General features: G+C 73.8%; 14 protein-coding genes and 1 pseudogene. 3 read left to right on the forward strand and 12 right to left on the reverse strand.

Annotated features, from left to right (window positions below; all coding sequences use genetic code 11):
* Window positions 1-45 precede the first annotated feature (45 nt).
* Window positions 46-1,059 (forward strand): SseB family protein, encoded by a 1,014-nt coding sequence (locus tag ACYVHQ_RS02160; RefSeq protein WP_460510487.1) that lies wholly within the window; start codon window positions 46-48, stop codon window positions 1,057-1,059.
* A gap of 11 nt (window positions 1,060-1,070) precedes the next feature.
* Here the strand turns inward: ACYVHQ_RS02160 and ACYVHQ_RS02165 are convergent, their stop codons facing one another.
* From ACYVHQ_RS02165 to ACYVHQ_RS02215, 11 genes and pseudogenes are all read right to left on the reverse strand, one after another.
* Entirely contained in the window at window positions 1,071-2,093 is a 1,023-nt protein-coding gene (locus ACYVHQ_RS02165; RefSeq protein ID WP_460510488.1) for a LacI family DNA-binding transcriptional regulator, read from the reverse strand.
* Window positions 2,094-2,174: 81 nt separating this feature from the next.
* Entirely contained in the window at window positions 2,175-3,797 is a 1,623-nt protein-coding gene (gene arfA, locus ACYVHQ_RS02170; RefSeq protein ID WP_460510489.1) for an arabinosylfuranosidase ArfA, read from the reverse strand.
* The gene (locus tag ACYVHQ_RS02175) at window positions 3,794-4,696 is read right to left on the reverse strand and encodes a carbohydrate ABC transporter permease (protein WP_460510490.1); all 903 of its coding nucleotides are present in this window, start codon (window positions 4,694-4,696) and stop codon (window positions 3,794-3,796) included. The genes arfA and ACYVHQ_RS02175 overlap by 4 nt, the downstream gene beginning before the upstream one ends.
* Window positions 4,693-5,646, reverse strand: a complete 954-nt coding sequence (locus tag ACYVHQ_RS02180) for a carbohydrate ABC transporter permease (RefSeq protein WP_460510491.1) — start codon at window positions 5,644-5,646, stop codon at window positions 4,693-4,695. Before ACYVHQ_RS02180 ends, ACYVHQ_RS02175 begins: the two co-directional genes overlap by 4 nt.
* The gene (locus ACYVHQ_RS02185) at window positions 5,643-6,932 is read right to left on the reverse strand and encodes an ABC transporter substrate-binding protein (protein WP_460510492.1); all 1,290 of its coding nucleotides are present in this window, start codon (window positions 6,930-6,932) and stop codon (window positions 5,643-5,645) included. Before ACYVHQ_RS02185 ends, ACYVHQ_RS02180 begins: the two co-directional genes overlap by 4 nt.
* Window positions 6,933-6,963: 31 nt before the next feature.
* Window positions 6,964-9,027, reverse strand: a complete 2,064-nt coding sequence (locus ACYVHQ_RS02190; RefSeq protein ID WP_460510493.1) for a glycoside hydrolase family 127 protein — start codon at window positions 9,025-9,027, stop codon at window positions 6,964-6,966.
* 148 nt (window positions 9,028-9,175) lie between these two features.
* The gene (locus ACYVHQ_RS02195; protein WP_460510494.1) at window positions 9,176-9,538 is read right to left on the reverse strand and encodes a hypothetical protein; all 363 of its coding nucleotides are present in this window, start codon (window positions 9,536-9,538) and stop codon (window positions 9,176-9,178) included.
* Window positions 9,539-9,543: 5 nt separating this feature from the next.
* A complete protein-coding gene (locus tag ACYVHQ_RS02200; protein ID WP_460511217.1) occupies window positions 9,544-11,397 on the reverse strand; it encodes a DEAD/DEAH box helicase in 1,854 nt (617 codons plus the stop codon).
* Between the two features lie 183 nt (window positions 11,398-11,580).
* Window positions 11,581-11,946, reverse strand: a pseudogene (locus tag ACYVHQ_RS02205) (very short patch repair endonuclease); the annotation flags it as partial.
* Window positions 11,947-11,952: 6 nt separating this feature from the next.
* The gene (locus ACYVHQ_RS02210; protein ID WP_460510495.1) at window positions 11,953-12,408 is read right to left on the reverse strand and encodes a hypothetical protein; all 456 of its coding nucleotides are present in this window, start codon (window positions 12,406-12,408) and stop codon (window positions 11,953-11,955) included.
* Window positions 12,409-12,422: 14 nt separating this feature from the next.
* Window positions 12,423-12,818, reverse strand: coding sequence for a hypothetical protein (locus tag ACYVHQ_RS02215; RefSeq protein WP_460510496.1), 396 nt, complete (start codon window positions 12,816-12,818; stop codon window positions 12,423-12,425).
* A 295-nt stretch (window positions 12,819-13,113) separates the two neighbouring features.
* On the opposite strand from ACYVHQ_RS02215, the gene ACYVHQ_RS02220 reads away from it, so the two are divergent.
* The gene (locus ACYVHQ_RS02220) at window positions 13,114-14,133 is read left to right on the forward strand and encodes a hypothetical protein (protein ID WP_460510497.1); all 1,020 of its coding nucleotides are present in this window, start codon (window positions 13,114-13,116) and stop codon (window positions 14,131-14,133) included.
* A 306-nt stretch (window positions 14,134-14,439) separates the two neighbouring features.
* Here ACYVHQ_RS02220 and ACYVHQ_RS02225 read toward each other — a convergent pair whose 3' ends face one another.
* Complete coding sequence (locus ACYVHQ_RS02225; RefSeq protein ID WP_460510498.1) at window positions 14,440-15,177, reverse strand: MBL fold metallo-hydrolase; 738 nt, start codon at window positions 15,175-15,177, stop codon at window positions 14,440-14,442.
* 148 nt (window positions 15,178-15,325) lie between these two features.
* Here ACYVHQ_RS02225 and ACYVHQ_RS02230 point away from each other — a divergent pair, with 148 nt between their 5' ends.
* Window positions 15,326-16,471: an SDR family oxidoreductase gene (locus ACYVHQ_RS02230; RefSeq protein ID WP_460510499.1), complete on the forward strand. Its 1,146-nt coding sequence runs from the start codon at window positions 15,326-15,328 to the stop codon at window positions 16,469-16,471.
* Window positions 16,472-16,490: the final 19 nt, after the last annotated feature.

Here is a 16,490-nt window from a genome sequence, read left to right on the forward strand (position 1 = left end):
ATCAGTCGACGAACGACCCTACCAAGGGGCCGTAGGGTCGACGGCATGGGGTTGTTCTCGCGCAAGGATCCGGCTCGCACCACCGACGACGGGGGGTCAGGAGGCGCGACCCCCGGCGCCGGGGCCGACGCGCCCGGTCCCGCGGTCGTGCCCGGCGCCTCCGGCCCCGCGGGCCCGGGGGTCCCCGGGCCGACCGCCGCCCGCCTCACCTCGGCCGGCCTCACGACGGCGGACGCGCACGGCGCACCCGGCTGGGACGTCACGCCGGGGTCCCTCGGCGGCGCCGTGCAGCACGGTGCGCTGCAGGCGGCGCTCGCCGTGTGGGCGCGGCAGAAGGACTCGGTGACCTTCTCCGACGTGCTCCGCGAGCTCGCGGCCGGTGACCTGCTGCTCGACATCGGGTCGTCGACCCTCGCCGACCGCTCCGCGGGGCTGCAGCGGGGCGACGTGCTGGCCGTTGCGCACCAGGTCGACTCGGCGGGCGAGCGCGTGCTGCTCGCGTTCACGGACGCCCAGCGCCTGGCCCGCTACCGCGGCACGGTCGGCGACCTCTCGCTCGCGCAACCGGCGGTGGAGGTCGCCGCCCAGGCGGTCGCCGAGTACGGGGGCCTCGCCCTCGACCCCGGCTCGCCCGACACGCAGTTCATCGCCCACGCGGACGAGCTCGTCTCGGCCCTGGGCGACGACGTGCGCGCGAGCGGCCCGGTCAAGCGGGCCCTCGCGGAGCGCGACCAGCCGTGGCCCGAGGTGCTGGAGCTGCTGCGCGGCTCGCCGTCGCTCTGGACCGCCGAGCTCGAGCAGCAGGGCGACCGCTCCGGCGTGGCCGACGTCGACGTGGGCACCGTGACGGGTGAGCACGGCGAGACCTGGTCGGTGCTGCACTCGTCGCCCGCCGAGGTGCGCGCCTGGGCACCCGGTGCCTCGGCGCTGCGCGTCGCCTTCGCCGAGGTCGCCGCCAGCGCGCTCGGGTCCGGGCACGCGGGCGTCGTCGTCAACCCGAGGGGCCCGTCGGTGCTGGTCGTCGCCGACGAGCTGCGGGCGCTCGTGGCGCGCGACTGACGCGCGCGGGGTCAGTCCCTCGACGCGACGACGCTCGACCCCCGCACGACGAGCTCGTGCTCGGTGACGACCGTCGAGAAGCCGGAGGCGGGGGTCTCGCCCTCGATGCGGCGCACCAGGAGGTCGACCGACAGCCGGGCGATGGACTGTCGCCCCGGCGAGATGGTCGTGAGCGGGGGCTGCGCGAAGCGGCCGTCGGCGGTGTCGTCGACCCCGACCACCGCGACGTCGTCGGGCACGACGAGGCCGCGGCGCTGCAGCTCCCACTGGGCGCCGAGCGCGAGGGCGTCGTTGAAGCCGAAGACGGCGTCGAAGTCCACGCCGCGGTCGAGCAGCCCCGAGATCGCGTCGGCGCCGTCCTGGCGGTGCCAGGCCGCCACCTCGAGCGCGAGCTCGGGGTCGACGCCGAGACCGGCCTCGACGAGGGCCTCCTGGGCGCCCCGCTGCCGCAGGGCCGCACCACGGGGTTCGGGCAGGTCGTTCGTGCCCAGCAGCACGATGCGCCGTCGGCCCTGCTCGACGAGGTGCCGCACGGCGGTGCGGGCCACCTCGAGGTCGGCGATGAGCACGTGGTCGCCGAGGGCCTCCACGAGCCGTTCGCCGATGACGACGAGCGGGAACGCCGGGTCGATGAGCCCCGCGTCCTCCGGCCCGAGCGCGACGGGACCGAAGACGGCGCCGTCGACGACCTGGCCCGCGACCCCGCTGACCGCGGCCAGCTCGCGCTCGCGCCTGCCGCGCGTGGTCTCGACGATGACGGTGAGGCCGCGTTCCTCGGCCGCGTCCACGACCTCCTGCGCGAGCTCGGCGAAGTACGAGTGGTCGAGCTCCGGCAGCACGAGCGCGATCATGCGCGTGCGACCCGACCGGAGCGCCCGCGCGGACCGGTTCATGCGGTAGTCGAGCTCGGCGACGGCCGCCTCGATGCGCTCGCGGGTCTCGTCGCGCATGTACCGGTAGCCGTTGAAGAAGTTCGAGACCGTCTTCACCGAGACGCCGGCTCGCGCCGCCACGTCGCTCATCGTCGCCGCCATGGCACCTCCTGGGTCATCGGGACACTGTGGCACGGCGCCGGCCGTCGCGAGGACGGACGGCGCCGTGCGCGCGAGGAGGCGTCAGGCCGAGGCGAGCCGGACGACGTTCCACGACACGGGCGGCAGCACGACCGTGAGGACGCTGCCCTCCCAGCTGGTGCCGTCGTTGGTGCGCGGTGCGACCTCGTCGGCCGTGTCGGCGTCGACGGTCCGGTACGGGTCGGCGTCGCTGAGCTGCGTCGCCTCGACGAGCCGGAGGCCCGCCCCGCCCGCGGCCGCCCCGCCGAACGCCCGGGTGTCGATCGTGATGCTGATCGCGTCGGTCGTCGAACGGTTGACCGCGAACACCGACACGTCGCCCGTCGCGGGGTCGTGCGTGGCGACGGCGTCCACCGCGGGCACGTCGCCGTACTTCGCGGTCGGCACGAGCGGCGCCTGCACCTCGACGCGGAGCACGTCGCCGACGGCGTGGCGCGAGGCCTGCGCGAAGGGGTGGAAGGTCGTCTGCTTCCAGGCGCGACCGCCGGTCTCGGTCATGATCGGCGCGATCACGTTGACGAGCTGCGCGAGCGATGCGCTGGCGACGCGGTCGCTGTGCTTGAGCAGCGTCACGAGCAGGCCGCCCACGACGACGGCGTCGGCGACCGAGTAGCGGTCCTCGAGCAGCACGGGGGCGACGGGCCAGTCGTCGACGGGAGGTGCGGAGGCCTCGCCCTGGAGGTACCAGACGTTCCACTCGTCGAACGAGATGTCGATCCGCTTGGTGCGCTTCCCCGCGGCGCGGACGTGGTCGACGCTCGCGACGACGTCCTCGATGAACGCCTCCATCTCGACGCCCGAGGCGAGGAAGCTCGCCAGGTCGCCGTCGGTCTCCCAGTAGTAGCCGTGCGCCGAGATGAGGTCGACCTCGTCGTACGCCTCCTCGAGCACCTGGCGCTCCCACGTGCCGAAGGTCTCGATCGACGAGCCCGAGCTGCCGCAGGCGACGAGGGTGAGGTCGGGCTCGACCATGCGCATCGCCCGCGCGGTCTCGGCGGCGAGACGGCCGTACTCCGTGGCGGTCTTGTGGCCGATCTGCCACGGTCCGTCCATCTCGTTGCCGAGGCACCAGAGCTTGATGCCGTAGGGGTCCGCGACGCCGTTCGCGGCCCGCAGGTCGCTGAAGTGGGCGCCCTGCTCGCCGTTGGCGTACTCGAGGACGTCCAGCGCCTCCTGCACGCCCCGGGTGCCGAGGTTCACGGCCATCATCGGCTCGACGCCGGCCTTGCGGCACCACCGCAGGAACTCGTCCAGGCCGATCGTGTTCGGTTCCGTCGAGTGCCAGGCGAGGTCGCGGCGCACGGGGCGCTGCTCGACCGGCCCGACGCCGTCCTCCCAGCGGTAGCCCGAGACGAAGTTGCCCCCCGGGTACCGCACGCTCGAGACGCCGAGCTCGCGCACGAGGTCGAGCACGTCGCCGCGGAAGCCGTCCTCGTCGGCCGTGGCCTGGCCCGGGTCGTGGATGCCGCCGTAGACGCAGCGGCCGAGGTGCTCGACGAACGCGCCGAACGTCGCGCGGCGCACCGGGGCCACCACGAAGGCGGGGTCGAGGCTGAGGCGCGCGCTCGCGGGGCCGTCGGCGGAGGTGCCGGAGGCCGCGGTGACGGCAGGGGCGGTGGGCTCGCTCGCCGAGGCGGCGGCCGGTCCGGTGAACACAGGGGTCATTTGATCGCTCCGTTGATGAGGCCCGCCACGTAGTACTTCTGCAGCAGGAGGTAGATGATGACGCAGGGCACGACCGTGACGGCGACGCCGGCCTGCATGAGCCCCCAGTCGACGGCGTTGTTCTGCCCCGCCGACAGGATGCTCAGGCTGACCGGCAGGGTGTACTTCGCCTGGTCGTTGATGAGGATGAGGGTCGCGAAGAAGTCGTTCCACGCCGCGAAGAAGGTCAGCAGCGCCGTCGACACGAGACCGGGCACCGCGAGCGGCAGCATGACGCGCCGTGCCGCCTGCAACGGCGTGTTGCCGTCGAGCAGGGCGGCGTCCTCGAGCGTGGCGGGGATCGCCGCGAACGAGTTGCGCATGAGGAAGATGCCGAACGGCAGGTTGAACGTCGCCAGCACGAGCGCCAGGCCGAACAGGCTGTCGTGCAGGCCCACCTGGATCAGCGTGAGGAACAACGGCGTGATGATCGCCTGGAACGGGATCATGAACGTCACCAGGACGACGAAGAACACGACGTCGCTGCCCGGGAACGGCAGCCGGGCGAAGGCGTAGCCGGCGAGCGTCGACACGACGACCGTGACGGCCGTGACGGTCAGCGACACGAAGATGCTGTTGCCCAGCCCGGTGAGCAGGCTGATGCCGGCCGTGGGCGACGCCAGGCTCGTGAAGTTCGCGAGGCTGAAGCTGCCGTCGGGGCCCGTGAGCGCCCGCACGACGAGCACGCCGAGCGGGTACAGCACGAGCACGGCCAGCGCCGTGCACACGACGGCCCAGGCGGCGCGGGGCAGGGAGCTGCGCACCTCGGCGAGGTGACCGACGCGGCGGCCGGCGGCGGGGCCTCCTGCGGGGCCGGCACCGGAGGTGCGGGGGACGGACGGAGCGGTGGTCGTGGTCATGAGTGATCCGAGTTCTTGAGCAGCAGCAGTTGCGCCGCGCTCACCAGGCCGAGGACGAGCATGAGGAGGAGGGACAGCGCGGCGCCGTAGCCGAGGTCGAGCTGGATGAACGAGGACCGGAAGATCTGGTACACCGCCGTGATGGTGCTGTTGTCGGGCCCGCCCGCGGTGAGGATGTAGAACTGGTCGAACGCCAGCAGCGATCCGGCCACCGAGAACACGAGCACGAGCGCCAGCGTCGGGCGCAGCAGCGGCAGGGTGACGTGCACGAAGCGCTGCCACCCGGTCGCGCCGTCCACGGCCGCGGCCTCGTTCACCTCCTGGGGGATCGACTGGAACCCCGAGAGCAGCAACAGCATCTGCAGGCCCGCGGTCTTCCAGGTCACCATGAGCAGCACCACGAGGAACGCGGTCGCCGTGCCGCCGAACAGGTTCGTCGTCACGTCGAGGACGCCCAGGTCCGCCAGGAGGTTCGTCGTCGGCCCGATGACCGGCTGCCACAGGAAGAGGAACAGGTAGCTGGCGCTCGCGAGGCCGATGACCACGGGCAGGAAGTACACCGTCTGGAAGACGCGCGCGGCACGGGTGCGCTTCTGCACGAGGCTCGCCAGGACCAGGCCGACGACGAGCAGCACGGGCGTGACGACGAGCGTGTAGACGAGCGTGAAGCCGATCGCCCCGAGGAACGACGAGTCGCCGAACGCGGCCACGTAGTTGTCGAGGCCGATGAAGGCGCGGTTGCCCAGCAGCGGCCACGTGAACGTCGACATGACCACCGTGCGCGCCAGCGGGTACAGGAAGAACGTGCCGAGCAGGAGCAGCGCGGGCAGCACGAGCAGGAGGCCCGTGAGGCGCCGCCTGCCCTGCACGGCTCCGGCGCGGCGCCCGGCACGGGGAGCGGCGGGCTGCCGGAGGGCCGAGCCGGCCCGGTCGATCAGGGGAGCGGTCATCGGTCGTCGTCCTCGTCCTCGTAGACGACCGCGTCGAGCGTCGCCTGGGCGTCACGCTGGGCGTCGCGCTGGGCCGCCTCGACGTCGCCGTCGAACACCGCCCGCGCGATCATGGTCGCCCAGATGCCGTTGTTGTCGTTGAACAGCTCGTTCTCGACCGGGCTGTAGGGCACCTGGCCGACCGCGAGCGCGTCGGCGAACACCTGTCGTCGAGGGTCGCCGGGCACGTAGATCGAGTCGAGCAGGTCGAGCCGGATCGGCAGCACCGACTGGTCGGCGAGGATCGTCTGCGCCTCGGTGCCGGTCGCCCACTCCAAGAAGTCCCAGGCGCCGTCCGGGTCCTCCGACCCGGCCATGATCGACAGGTCGTCGCCGCCGGCGAAGCTCGCCGAGCCGCCGTCCTCGCCGGGCAGGGGGGCGACGCCGAAGTCGACCTGGCCCTCCGCCGCGAGCGTGCCGAGGAACGCCGTGCCGTCGCCGCGCATGCCGACCACGCCCTCCTGGAACGCGGTCGCCGCGTTGGGCCCGTTGTCGGTGCGCACGAGCGAGGGCATGGTGTCGGCCTCCCACAGGTCGCGGTAGAGCTGGAGGGCCGCGGTGACCGGCTGCGAGTCGAGCGTCGCGTCGCGGCCGTCCTCGGACAGCACGCTGCCGCCGCTCGCCCAGATGAGCGGCGTGAAGCTGAAGATGTTGCACCCGCCGCAGGCTCCCGAGAACGCGAAGCCGTAGTTCGAGCCGCCCAGGCCGCGGATCGCCGTCGCGGCCTCGACGATCTCGTCGTACGTCGACGGCGGGTCCTCGGGGTCGAGGCCGGCCTCGGCGAAGAGCGTCTTGTTGTAGAACAGCACGCTCGCGTCGCCCGTGAACGGCACCCCGTAGAGACGGTCGTCGAACGTGGCCTGCGCGACGTGCGCCGGGCTGAGGTCGTCGGCGTAGGGCAGCGCCTCGACCCGGTCCGTCACGTCCAGCAGCGCGCCCGCCTGCGAGAAGTACGGAGTGAAGACGAGGTCGAGCGAGGCCATGTCGGGTGGGTTCCCGCCCGCGACCGCGGTCGCGAGCTTCTGCACGAACGTCGTCGCGGGGACGAGGGTGATCTCGACCTGCGTCTCGTGCGTCGCGTTGTAGGCGTCGGCGAGGGGCTCGACGAGCCCCCGCTGGTAGTCGCGGATCCAGAGCGTCACGGTGTCGTCGTCGGCGGGTCCTGCGGCCGACGAGCACCCCGAGAGCGCCAGCCCGGTGGCGGCGACCGTGGCGAGGGCCAGGGCCTTGAGTGCGGTTCGCGTCATTGCGTGCCTTTCTCGGTGGTCGGGGGAGCGGTCAGCTCGTGGGGAGCCAGACCCGCATGCCGCCCGCGGAGCGGTTGCCCCAGCGGTGGTAGGGGATCGCGACGAGGTCGAAGGTCGCGCCGTCGACGACGCCGGTGCCCTCAGCGCCCGTCGCGGCGGAGCCGTTCGAGTCCGATGCGGTCGTGGCCGTGGCCGTCGCCTCGGCCGTCGCCTCGGCCGTCGCCTCGGCGCTCGCCGGAGCGGCGCGGTACAGCGGCGCCCCCGCCGCGGCCCGCACCCTGGCCCCGGCGATCAGGAGGCGCGGCCCCGTCACGGCGTCGCCCTCCGCCACGGTCACGACCGGGGCCGCGGGCACGACGACCTGCTCGGGCGTCACTCCCTCGGGCAGGTCCGCCTGCTCCACCGCGTACAGCACGGGGCCGCGGGTCAGCGCCACCGTGCCCCGGGCGGCGTCGACGAAGGGGTGCGGGTGCTGGACGGTCGGCCCGAGGGGCAGGACCAGCGTGATCGTGGTGACCGGGGACTCCTGCGCGTCGACGACGAGGTAGCCGTCGCGCAGGGCCGGGTCGACCTGGCGGCCGTCGACCGTGACGGTGGCGCCCGTCGCCCAGCCGGGGCGGCGCAGGGCCACCGAGCTGCCCGAGAACGGTGCGTCGAAGGCGATCTCGACGGTGCCGTCCCAGGGGTAGGCCGTGCGGACCGTCGCGGTCGTCGCCTGCCCGCCGACCCCGCCCAGCGCGATCGTGCCCTCGGCGAAGAGGTGCAGCTGCAGGCCGGTGGTCGTCGTCGTCGCGACGTAGTCGTGCACCGAGCTCACCAGGCGGGCGAGGTTCGGCGGGCAGCAGGCGCAGCGGAACCACGGCTGGCGCCCGGCCGGGGCGTTCTCGCCGCCGCCGCCCGCCCCCGTGCGCAGCTGGAGCGGGTTCGCGTAGGTGAACGCGCAGCCGTCGGTAGACGTCGACACCGCGATCGCGTTGTACAGGCCGCGCTCCATCTCGTCGGCGAAGCGCGACTGCCCGGTGAGCAGCAGCTGGCGCCAGTTCCAGTGCAGGTTCGCGATGGCGGCACAGGTCTCGCTGTAGGCGCGGTCCGGCGGCAGCTCGTAGGCGTCGCCGAACGCCTCGTCGCGGTGCCGCGAGCCGACGCCGCCCGAGACGTACATCTTCTGCTCGTGCACGCTCGTCCAGAGGCGCTCCAGCGCGGCCCTCAGCTCGGGCTCGCCGTCGGCGGACTCGGTCACGACGTCGGTGACGCCCGCCGCGAGGTAGAGCTGGCGCACGGCGTGGCCGGTGGCCTCCTGCACCTCGCGCACGGGCTCGTGGTCCTGGAAGTACGGGTACCCGAGCGGGTCGGGGCCGACGAGCTGCCGGCCCCGCAGGTCGACGAAGCGACGGGCCAGGATCAGCCAGCGCTCGTCGCCCGTGACGCGGTAGGTCTCGACGAGGGCGGTCTCGATCTCGGGATGGCCGTCGACGCCCTCGGCACCGCCGGGCCCGTAGCGCTCGTCGACGAGGGCGGCGAAGCGCAGGCCGATCTCGAGCAGGTCGCGACGGCCCGTCGTGCGCACCCAGGCGACTCCTGCCTGCAGCAGGTGACCGAGGCAGTACAGCTCGTGGCCCCAGCGCAGCTCGCCCGGGGCGAGCTCGAGCTCGGGCTTGTCGACCTGGTAGTGCGAGTCCAGGTAGCCGTCCGGCTGCTGGGCGCGGGCCAGGAGGTCGACGGTCGCGTCGACGAAGGGCAGGAGCTCCGTCACGTCGCTGCGGCCGGCCTCCCAGCCGATCGCCTCGAGCGTCTTGTACACGTCGGAGTCGGCGAACTGGAACCCGACGAACTCGCCCTCGTGCTCGCCGGTCACGCGACGGAGGTTGGCCAGCGCCTGCGACGCCTCGAGCTGCTCGATCGCGTGGGGGATCGTGCCCGACCGGTTCGTCGCCTGCCAGTCGGCCAGGAAGCCGCCCGTGAGGTGGACCGCGTCGTGGCGCAGGGGCCGCAGGAGGGTGCTGCCCGGGCGGCCGGGGGCGACCGGGCCCTCGTGCGTGGGGGCCGTGGTGGCGGCGGGGGTGCGCTGCGGCGTGTCGGTGCTGGCGGTGGTCATCGTCGTCCTCCTCGACGGCACTCGTCGTCGAGGCCGCCTGTACATCGTTGTAGGACGAGTATGTACATCGATGCACTACGAGGTCAAGACTTGTCTCTCGCTCACCCGCACGCCCCGGCCGGCACGGGAGCCCGGCCAGGCGCCGCCGTCAGTGCGGCGGTCCGGCGGCCGACGCGAGAGCGCGGAGCACGAGCGTCGTCATGAGCACGGCCACGGCGACGACGAGGAGCCACGACGGCGCGAGGACCGCCTGCAGCAGCCCGCCGCCCGCGGCCGCGGCGCCCACGAGCTCGGCGACGGCGAGCAGGGCCACGGCGACGCTCGCCGCGAGCAGCCCGACGCGCGCGAGGTCGTGGAGCCGGGCCGAGACGTCCGCCGTGGAGCGCCTCCGCCACGCGAGCACCCAGGAGGTGCACGCGATCGCGGCCAGGAGGAGCGGGACGACGCTGCCGATGGTCAACGCCAGTCGGGCGACGCCGAAGAGGGCGTCGCCCGCGACCGGGCCCTGCACTGGTCCTAGTGGCGCGGCTTGCGGAACGACCGCTCGGCGCGGTCGCCGCCACGGTCGTCACGGCTGCGGTCGTCACGACGGTCGCCGCCGCCGCGCGGGCCGCGGTCGTCACGGTCGGGGCGGCGGGCACCACCGCCGCCACGGCGGTCGGGCTTGAGCTCGATGAGCTTGCCGCCGATGCGGGTGTCGTCGAGCTGGCCGAGCTGCTCGCGGGTCACGTCGCTGGCGAGCTCGACGATGGAGAAGTCGGGGCGGATGGTGATCGCACCGAAGTCGTCGCGGCTGAGGTTGCCCTCGTTGGCGAGGGCGCCGACGATCTGACGGGGCTCGACGCGCTGACGGCGGCCGACCTCGATGCGGTAGGCCGTCATGGGCTTGCTGACCCGGGGGCCGCGCTCGCTCCGCTCGGGGCGGTCGTCGCGGCTCCTGTCGCTCGTGGTGCCCGCCTTGGCGTCGCGCGCGGTGCGGCGCGAGAGCTCGTCGTCGGCGGGGTCGAGCAGGAGGGGCGTGTCGCCCTGGGCGACGACCGCGAGCGCCGCGGCGACATCGGTCTCGGGCACGTCGTGGTGCTCGACGTAGTGGGCGATGATGTCGCGGAACGCGGTGATGCGCGACTCCTGCGAGAGCGCCTGCGTGATGGCGTCGTCGAAGCGCGTGAGGCGCGTGCTGTTGACGTCCTCGACGCTGGGCAGCTGCATCTGCTCGAGCGGCTGACGCGTGGCCTTCTCGATCGCGCCGAGCAGACGGCGCTCGCGCGGCGTGACGAAGCTGATCGCGGCGCCGCTGCGTCCGGCACGGCCGGTGCGGCCGATGCGGTGCACGTAGGACTCGGTGTCGATCGGGATGTCGTAGTTGACGACGTGGCTGATGCGGTCGACGTCGAGGCCGCGGGCGGCGACGTCGGTGGCGACGAGGATGTCCAGCTTGCCGCTCTTGAGCTGGTTGACGGTGCGCTCGCGCTGGGCCTGGGCCACGTCGCCGCTGATCGCGGCCGCGGAGTAGCCGCGGGCGCGCAGCTTCTCGGCGAGGGTCTCGGTCTCGTTCTTGGTCCGGACGAACACGATCATGCCCTCGAAGTTCTCGACCTCGAGGATGCGCGTGAGGGCGTCGACCTTCTGCTGGTACGACACGACCAGGTAGCGCTGCGTCGTGTTCGCCGACGTGGTCGTCTTCTGCTTGACGGTGATCTCTTCCGCGTCGTGCAGGTACTGCTTCGAGATGCGGCGGATCTGCGGCGGCATGGTCGCCGAGAAGAGGGCGACCTGCTTCTCGTCGGGGGTGTCCGCCAGGATCGTCTCGACGTCCTCGGCGAAGCCCATCTTGAGCATCTCGTCGGCCTCGTCGAGCACGAGGTACTTGAGCTCGGACAGGTCGAGCGTGCCCTTCGCGAGGTGGTCCATGATGCGTCCGGGCGTGCCGACGACGACGTGCACGCCGCGGCGCAGGGCGGACAGCTGCACGCCGTACGCCTGGCCGCCGTAGACGGGGAGCACGTGCACGCCGCGCATCTGCGCCGCGTACTGCTCGAACGCCTCGCACACCTGCAGGGCCAGCTCGCGCGTGGGGGAGAGGACCAGCGCCTGCGGGGTCTTCTGCGACACGTCGAGGCGCGACAGGATCGGCAGCGCGAACGCGGCCGTCTTGCCGGTGCCGGTCTGGGCGAGCCCGACCACGTCGCGACCCGAGAGCAGCGTCGGGATCGTCGCCGCCTGGATCGCGGACGGGGTCTCGTAGCCGATGTCCTTGATCGCCTTGAGCACCGCGTCGCTGAGGCCGAGGTCGGAGAAGGTCGTGGTGGGCGCGTCCGGGGCGTCGGTGGCGTCTGCCTCGGAGGTCGCGGCGGTGTCAGAGGCAGTCATCCTCTCAGGGTAGTCGGTCACGGGCTCGCTGAGGGGACGCCTCCCCGGCACGGCGTGGAGCCGTCGCGGCGGGGCCCGGGGCGGGGCCCGGTCGGGTCGGTCCTCGTGCGGCACGGGCGGGCGTGCACCGTCGAGCGCCTGCTCGACCAGGGCGATCCCGACCTCCAACGGTTCGTGCTCCCAGACGCGCACGACCTGCCATCCGGCCGCGGTGAGCCTCGCCGTGTTCGCCGCGTCGCGCCTCTTGTTGTCGTGCAGCTTCCGGCGCCAGTGGGCCGCGTTCGCGCGGGGCACCTGCGCGTGCTCCTCGCACCAGTGCCAGAAGCAGCCGTCCACGAAGACGGCGACGCGGAGCCGCGGGAAGAGCAGGTCGGGGCGGCAGCGGGGGAACTCCGGCACGGGGCGGTCGACGAAGAACCGTCGCCCGCGGGCGTGGAGGGCCCGGCGCAGGGCGAGCTCGGGCTTCGTGTCGCGACGCGCGATGCGCGACATGCGGGCGCGCGTGGCGGCGTCGGAGTCGAACTCGGAGGGACGGCGGGGGAGCGGCACCGCCCGTCACCAGGCTGCTCGGGGGAGGGCGCCCAGGAGGAGGTGGACCACGACGTTCAGGGCGAAGAGGGCGAAGGGCAGGACCACGAGGCCGATCCCGATCAGGCCCTGCCGACGCGGGAGGCCCGGGTGTAGGGCGGCGGCCGTGCAGGCGACGGCGCAGGGGCCGAGGAGCAGGGGTGCGAGCGCGGCGAGGAGCAGGGGCGAGAGCGGCACCATCAGCGCGTTCCTCTCGACGAAGCCCCCGATGAGGGTGGCGACGACGAGGAAGCCGCTCATCGACGCGCTGAGCGCGAGGGCGGTCGTCCCGAGGCGCGAGCCGGGCGGCCCGACGGGAGGCGTCGGCCCGGGAGCCGGGTCGGGACGGTCGTGCTGCGGTCGGGGCGCAGCTTCTCGCCCGTCGTTCATCATCATGACGGGCTGCCTCTGCGGCTCGGGGGTGCGGTCGGTCTCGTGGTGCATCGTGGAGCTCCTTGTCAGTAGCGGGAGGTCGGGCCGGGGGTGGTCGCGAGGTCGATCAGCGACGAGACCTCCAGCACGAGGATCGGGACGAGCAGCAGGGTGGACGCGCCCGCCACCGTCGCGACGACGACGCGGAGCACGGGGGTCGGCGAGCAGCGGTCGGTCAGTGCCAGCACGGTGGCCGTCACGGCCGCACCGGTGGCCAGGGCGACGAGCAGGAGGCCCGGGACCAGCGAGCCCGGAGCGATCCGCCCGCTGCCGGACCCGGTGAGCAGCACGGCGAGGAACTGCCACTCCCACCCGGCGACCGCGGCGAACGGCACGGCCACGAGGACGAGGAGCCCGAGGCGGGCGCCGCGGAAGGAGCGTCGCCGGACGACGGGAGGGACATCGGAATGAACATCTGACATGTCGGTGAGCGTACCGGTCGGACGAGGGTCGGCGCAGCCCGTGCCCCCACCTGGGGACGACGGGCCGTGCGGACCGCTCCGGGCACGCGGCACCAGTCCTGCCCCCGTCGCGGTGCTGCGTGGATGTGACCCGAGGCGCCGCCTGCCGTCCCCTCGGGCAGCAGTTCGGGTCGTCTCGTTGCTCGCTCATGGGTGCGGTGGGGACCGTCCAGAGGGCGTGCTGCTCGGGTGGCGCGCCACCGAGGACCACGGCATGCTCGGGAGCACCCGAGCAGCCCCGGCACCGAGGAGGACCATGGACGACGCACGGCAGGACGTGGGGACCGGTCACGAGAGCAGTGTGGAGCGGGCGTTCCGGCGCGTGCGGCCGCTCGTGCTGCGCGCGGTCGTCGGCTCCATCGTCGCCGCGGCGCTCGTGGGCGTGGGCTCCGCGCTCGCCGGGGACTTCGGCCCCACGTCGTGGCGGCTCCTCGGCACGATCGCGCTCTTCGTCTTCTTCGCGTTCTGCTGTTGGTACGACGCCGACGTCTCCGCCCGACGCAGCGCCGCGTTCGGGGTGACGAGCATCGCCGTGAGCATCCTGCTGCTGCTCGTGGGGGTGACGTGGCTCTGGCTGGGCGACGACGCCGGGCGGCTGCCGCACTGGCTGTGGATCGCGGTCGTGGGCCGTGTCGCCCTCCTGCACGTGCACCTCCTGCTCACGAACAAGCGTCGCTTCACGTCCGACGCGATGCAGGCCGTCACCGTCGCGACGATCGTGCTGGTCGGCGCGCTCGCCGTGCTGCTCGTGCTGCCGTCCCTCGCCTCGCGCGATGCCGGCTATCCCGAGCTCTACTGGCGCATCGTCGTGGCCGTCGCGATCCTCGACCTGCTCGGCACCGTGTTGATCCCGCTCACGTACGCCCTCTTCCACGGCGGACAGGTGGCTCCCACGGGGCCGACGGCGGGCGGATCGGGAGCAGGGGTCGGTGCCACTCCGGGCACGGCACCGGCACCGGCGTGGCGGGGCGGGGCGTCGACCTCGGTCCCGGCCTACGGCCGAGGGGTGACGGGAACGGCACCGACCCCGCCGCAGCCGCCCGGCCTGGGCGTGACGGACCGCGTGCCCGGGCCGGGCACGCACGCATCGACAGGGGCGTCCGCGGCGCAGGGCGCGCCGCCTGGGCCGGTGTTCGAGGCACCGCCGGCCTCGGCCTACCCGCTCGCCGGTGCGCCCTACCTTCTCGAGTGGCCGCGGTACGCGAACGGGCAGCCGCTGCCCGCGCGGGCCGATGGTTCGCCCGACTTCACGGGCGTGCGTGGCTGGGTGCCCTGACGCGTTCGGCCTGCGACTCGACCTGCGCTGCCCCATCGAAGGTCCGGAGCATCGGGGCGACCCTGCGCGCGGTCCGTCGAGGTCGGAGAGCGCCGTCCGGTCGCCTCGACCCGGCTGATCCTCGCCGGGTCGCAGGCGCGTCCCTCTCGCCCGCCCGGGTCAGGTCCGCCTCGGGCGAAGGTGCGGGCCATCGATGTGACCCGATGTGCGGCCTCCTGGCGCCGGAGGCCGCAGTTCGGGTCACATCGACGCGGCTGCGGGCGCGGGCGCGGGCGCGGGCACCGGGCCGCGCGGTGCGCCCCGGCCTCAGTGGGCGCCGCGGCGGCGGGCCTCGGCGACCGCGGCAGCGATGCCGTGCCCCCACGGTGCCCCGTGACCGGTGAGCACGGTGCCGGCCCCCGTCGCGACGAGCGCGTCGAGCGATCGCAGGGCCTGCGCGCTGTCGGCGGTGGCGGCGCCCGCCACGATCTGCGGGCCGGTCCCTCCGGTGTACGGGTCGAGCGTGACGAGGGCGTCGCCGACGAGGACGGCGTCGCGATCGGGCAGGTGCAGGGCGACGTGGCCGGCGGTGTGCCCCGGGGTCGGCACGATCGCGGCCCCCTCGGGCAGGGGCACCGCGGGCGTGAGCAGGGTGGCGTCGTCGATGCCGTGGACGGCCAGGGCGCCGGCCCGGGTCATGCGCCACAGCGCGGGCAGCGCCGCCGGGTAGAGCAGCGGGTAGCGGAGGCGTGCGCGCTCGTGCGCGTACCGGTACGGGTGGCGGGTGAGCCGCTCGTCGGCGGCGTGCACCCACACGGGGCGCTGCCACTCCCGGCGGACGCGCCGGATCGTGCCCACGTGGTCGAAGTGCGCGTGCGTGAGCAGGACCCCGTCCACGTCGGCGGGCGTGCGCCCGAGACGGCGCAGCGCAGCGACGAGCTCGGGCCAGACGGCGGGCAGGCCCGCGTCGACGACGAGCACGCGGTCCCCGTGCTCCACGAGGTAGAGGTTGGTGTCCGCGTGCTGCAGGCGGTGGATCCCGGGGGCGACGTCGAGGTGGAGCATGTCCTCAGCCAACGCGGCGCAGGAGGCGCGGGTGCCCCCTTGACAGGACGACGCGGGCCCGGCGCGGCGTCGTGCCCTCCCTCCCGCGCGAGGACCGGGCGACGCCCGTGGCGGGAATGCCCCCGGGCCTCCTGCGCTTGCACCACACATGACGTCGAACTCACCTGCACGGCCCACGGGCCCCGCCAGCGCCCCCGAGACGGCCGACCGCGACGGCCTGGCCCGCCCCGGCCGGACGGCCCTGGTCGTCGGCGCGACGGGCATCTCGGGCAGCGCCCTCGTGGAACGCCTCGTGGCCGAGGGCTGGGAGGTCCTCGCCCTGTCGCGGCGGGCGTCGTCCCAGCAGGGCGTGCGCGGCGTCGCGGCGGACCTGCTCGACGCCGAGAGCCTCCGGACCTCGCTCGCCGAGGAGCGCCCCACCCACGTCTTCTTCACCGCGTGGCAGCGCCGCGAGACCGAGGCGGAGAACATCGCCGTCAACGGCGGCATGGTCCGCGACCTCCTCGCGGCCCTCGCCCACGCGCCGCTCGAGCACGTCGCGCTCGTCACCGGGCTCAAGCACTACCTGGGCCCGTTCGAGGCCTACGCGGCGGGCGTCGTCCCCGACACCCCGTTCCACGAGGAGGAGCCGCGCCTCGAGACCGCCAACTTCTACTACGCGCAGGAGGACGAGCTCTTCGCCGCCGCCGCGCGCCAGGGCTTCACCTGGTCGGTGCACCGCTCGCACACCGTCGTCGGCCACGCGGTCGGCAACGCCATGAACATGGGCCTCACGATCGCCGTCGCCGCCACGCTGGCGAAGGAGCTCGACCTGCCGTTCACGTTCCCGGGCAGCCGTCAGCAGTGGGACGGCCTCACCGACGTCACCGACTCGGGCGTCCTCGCCGAGCAGATGCTCTGGGCGGCGACCGACCCGGCGGGTGCCGACGAGGCGTTCAACGTGGTCAACGGCGACGTCTTCCGCTGGCGCTGGATGTGGCCGCGCCTCGCCGCGCACCTCGGCGTGGACCCGGCCCGGGTCGAGGGCCCGGGCGACGAGCCCCGACCCTTCGCCGAGCAGATGGCGCCGCACGAGGGCGCCTGGGCCGGGATCGCCGAGCGCCACGGCCTCGTCGAGGCCGACGTGACGCGCCTGGCGTCGTGGTGGCACACCGACGCCGACCTCGGCCGCCCCATGGAGGTCGTCACCGACATGGGCAAGAGCCGCGAGGCGGGGTTCCTCGGGTTCCGCCGGACGGAGCGCTCCTTCACGGACCTGATCGACCGCTACCGCGCCGAGCGCCTCGTCCCGTAGGGGCAGACGCGGGCGCAGG

The sequence above is a fragment of the Frigoribacterium salinisoli genome (assembly GCF_054781095.1).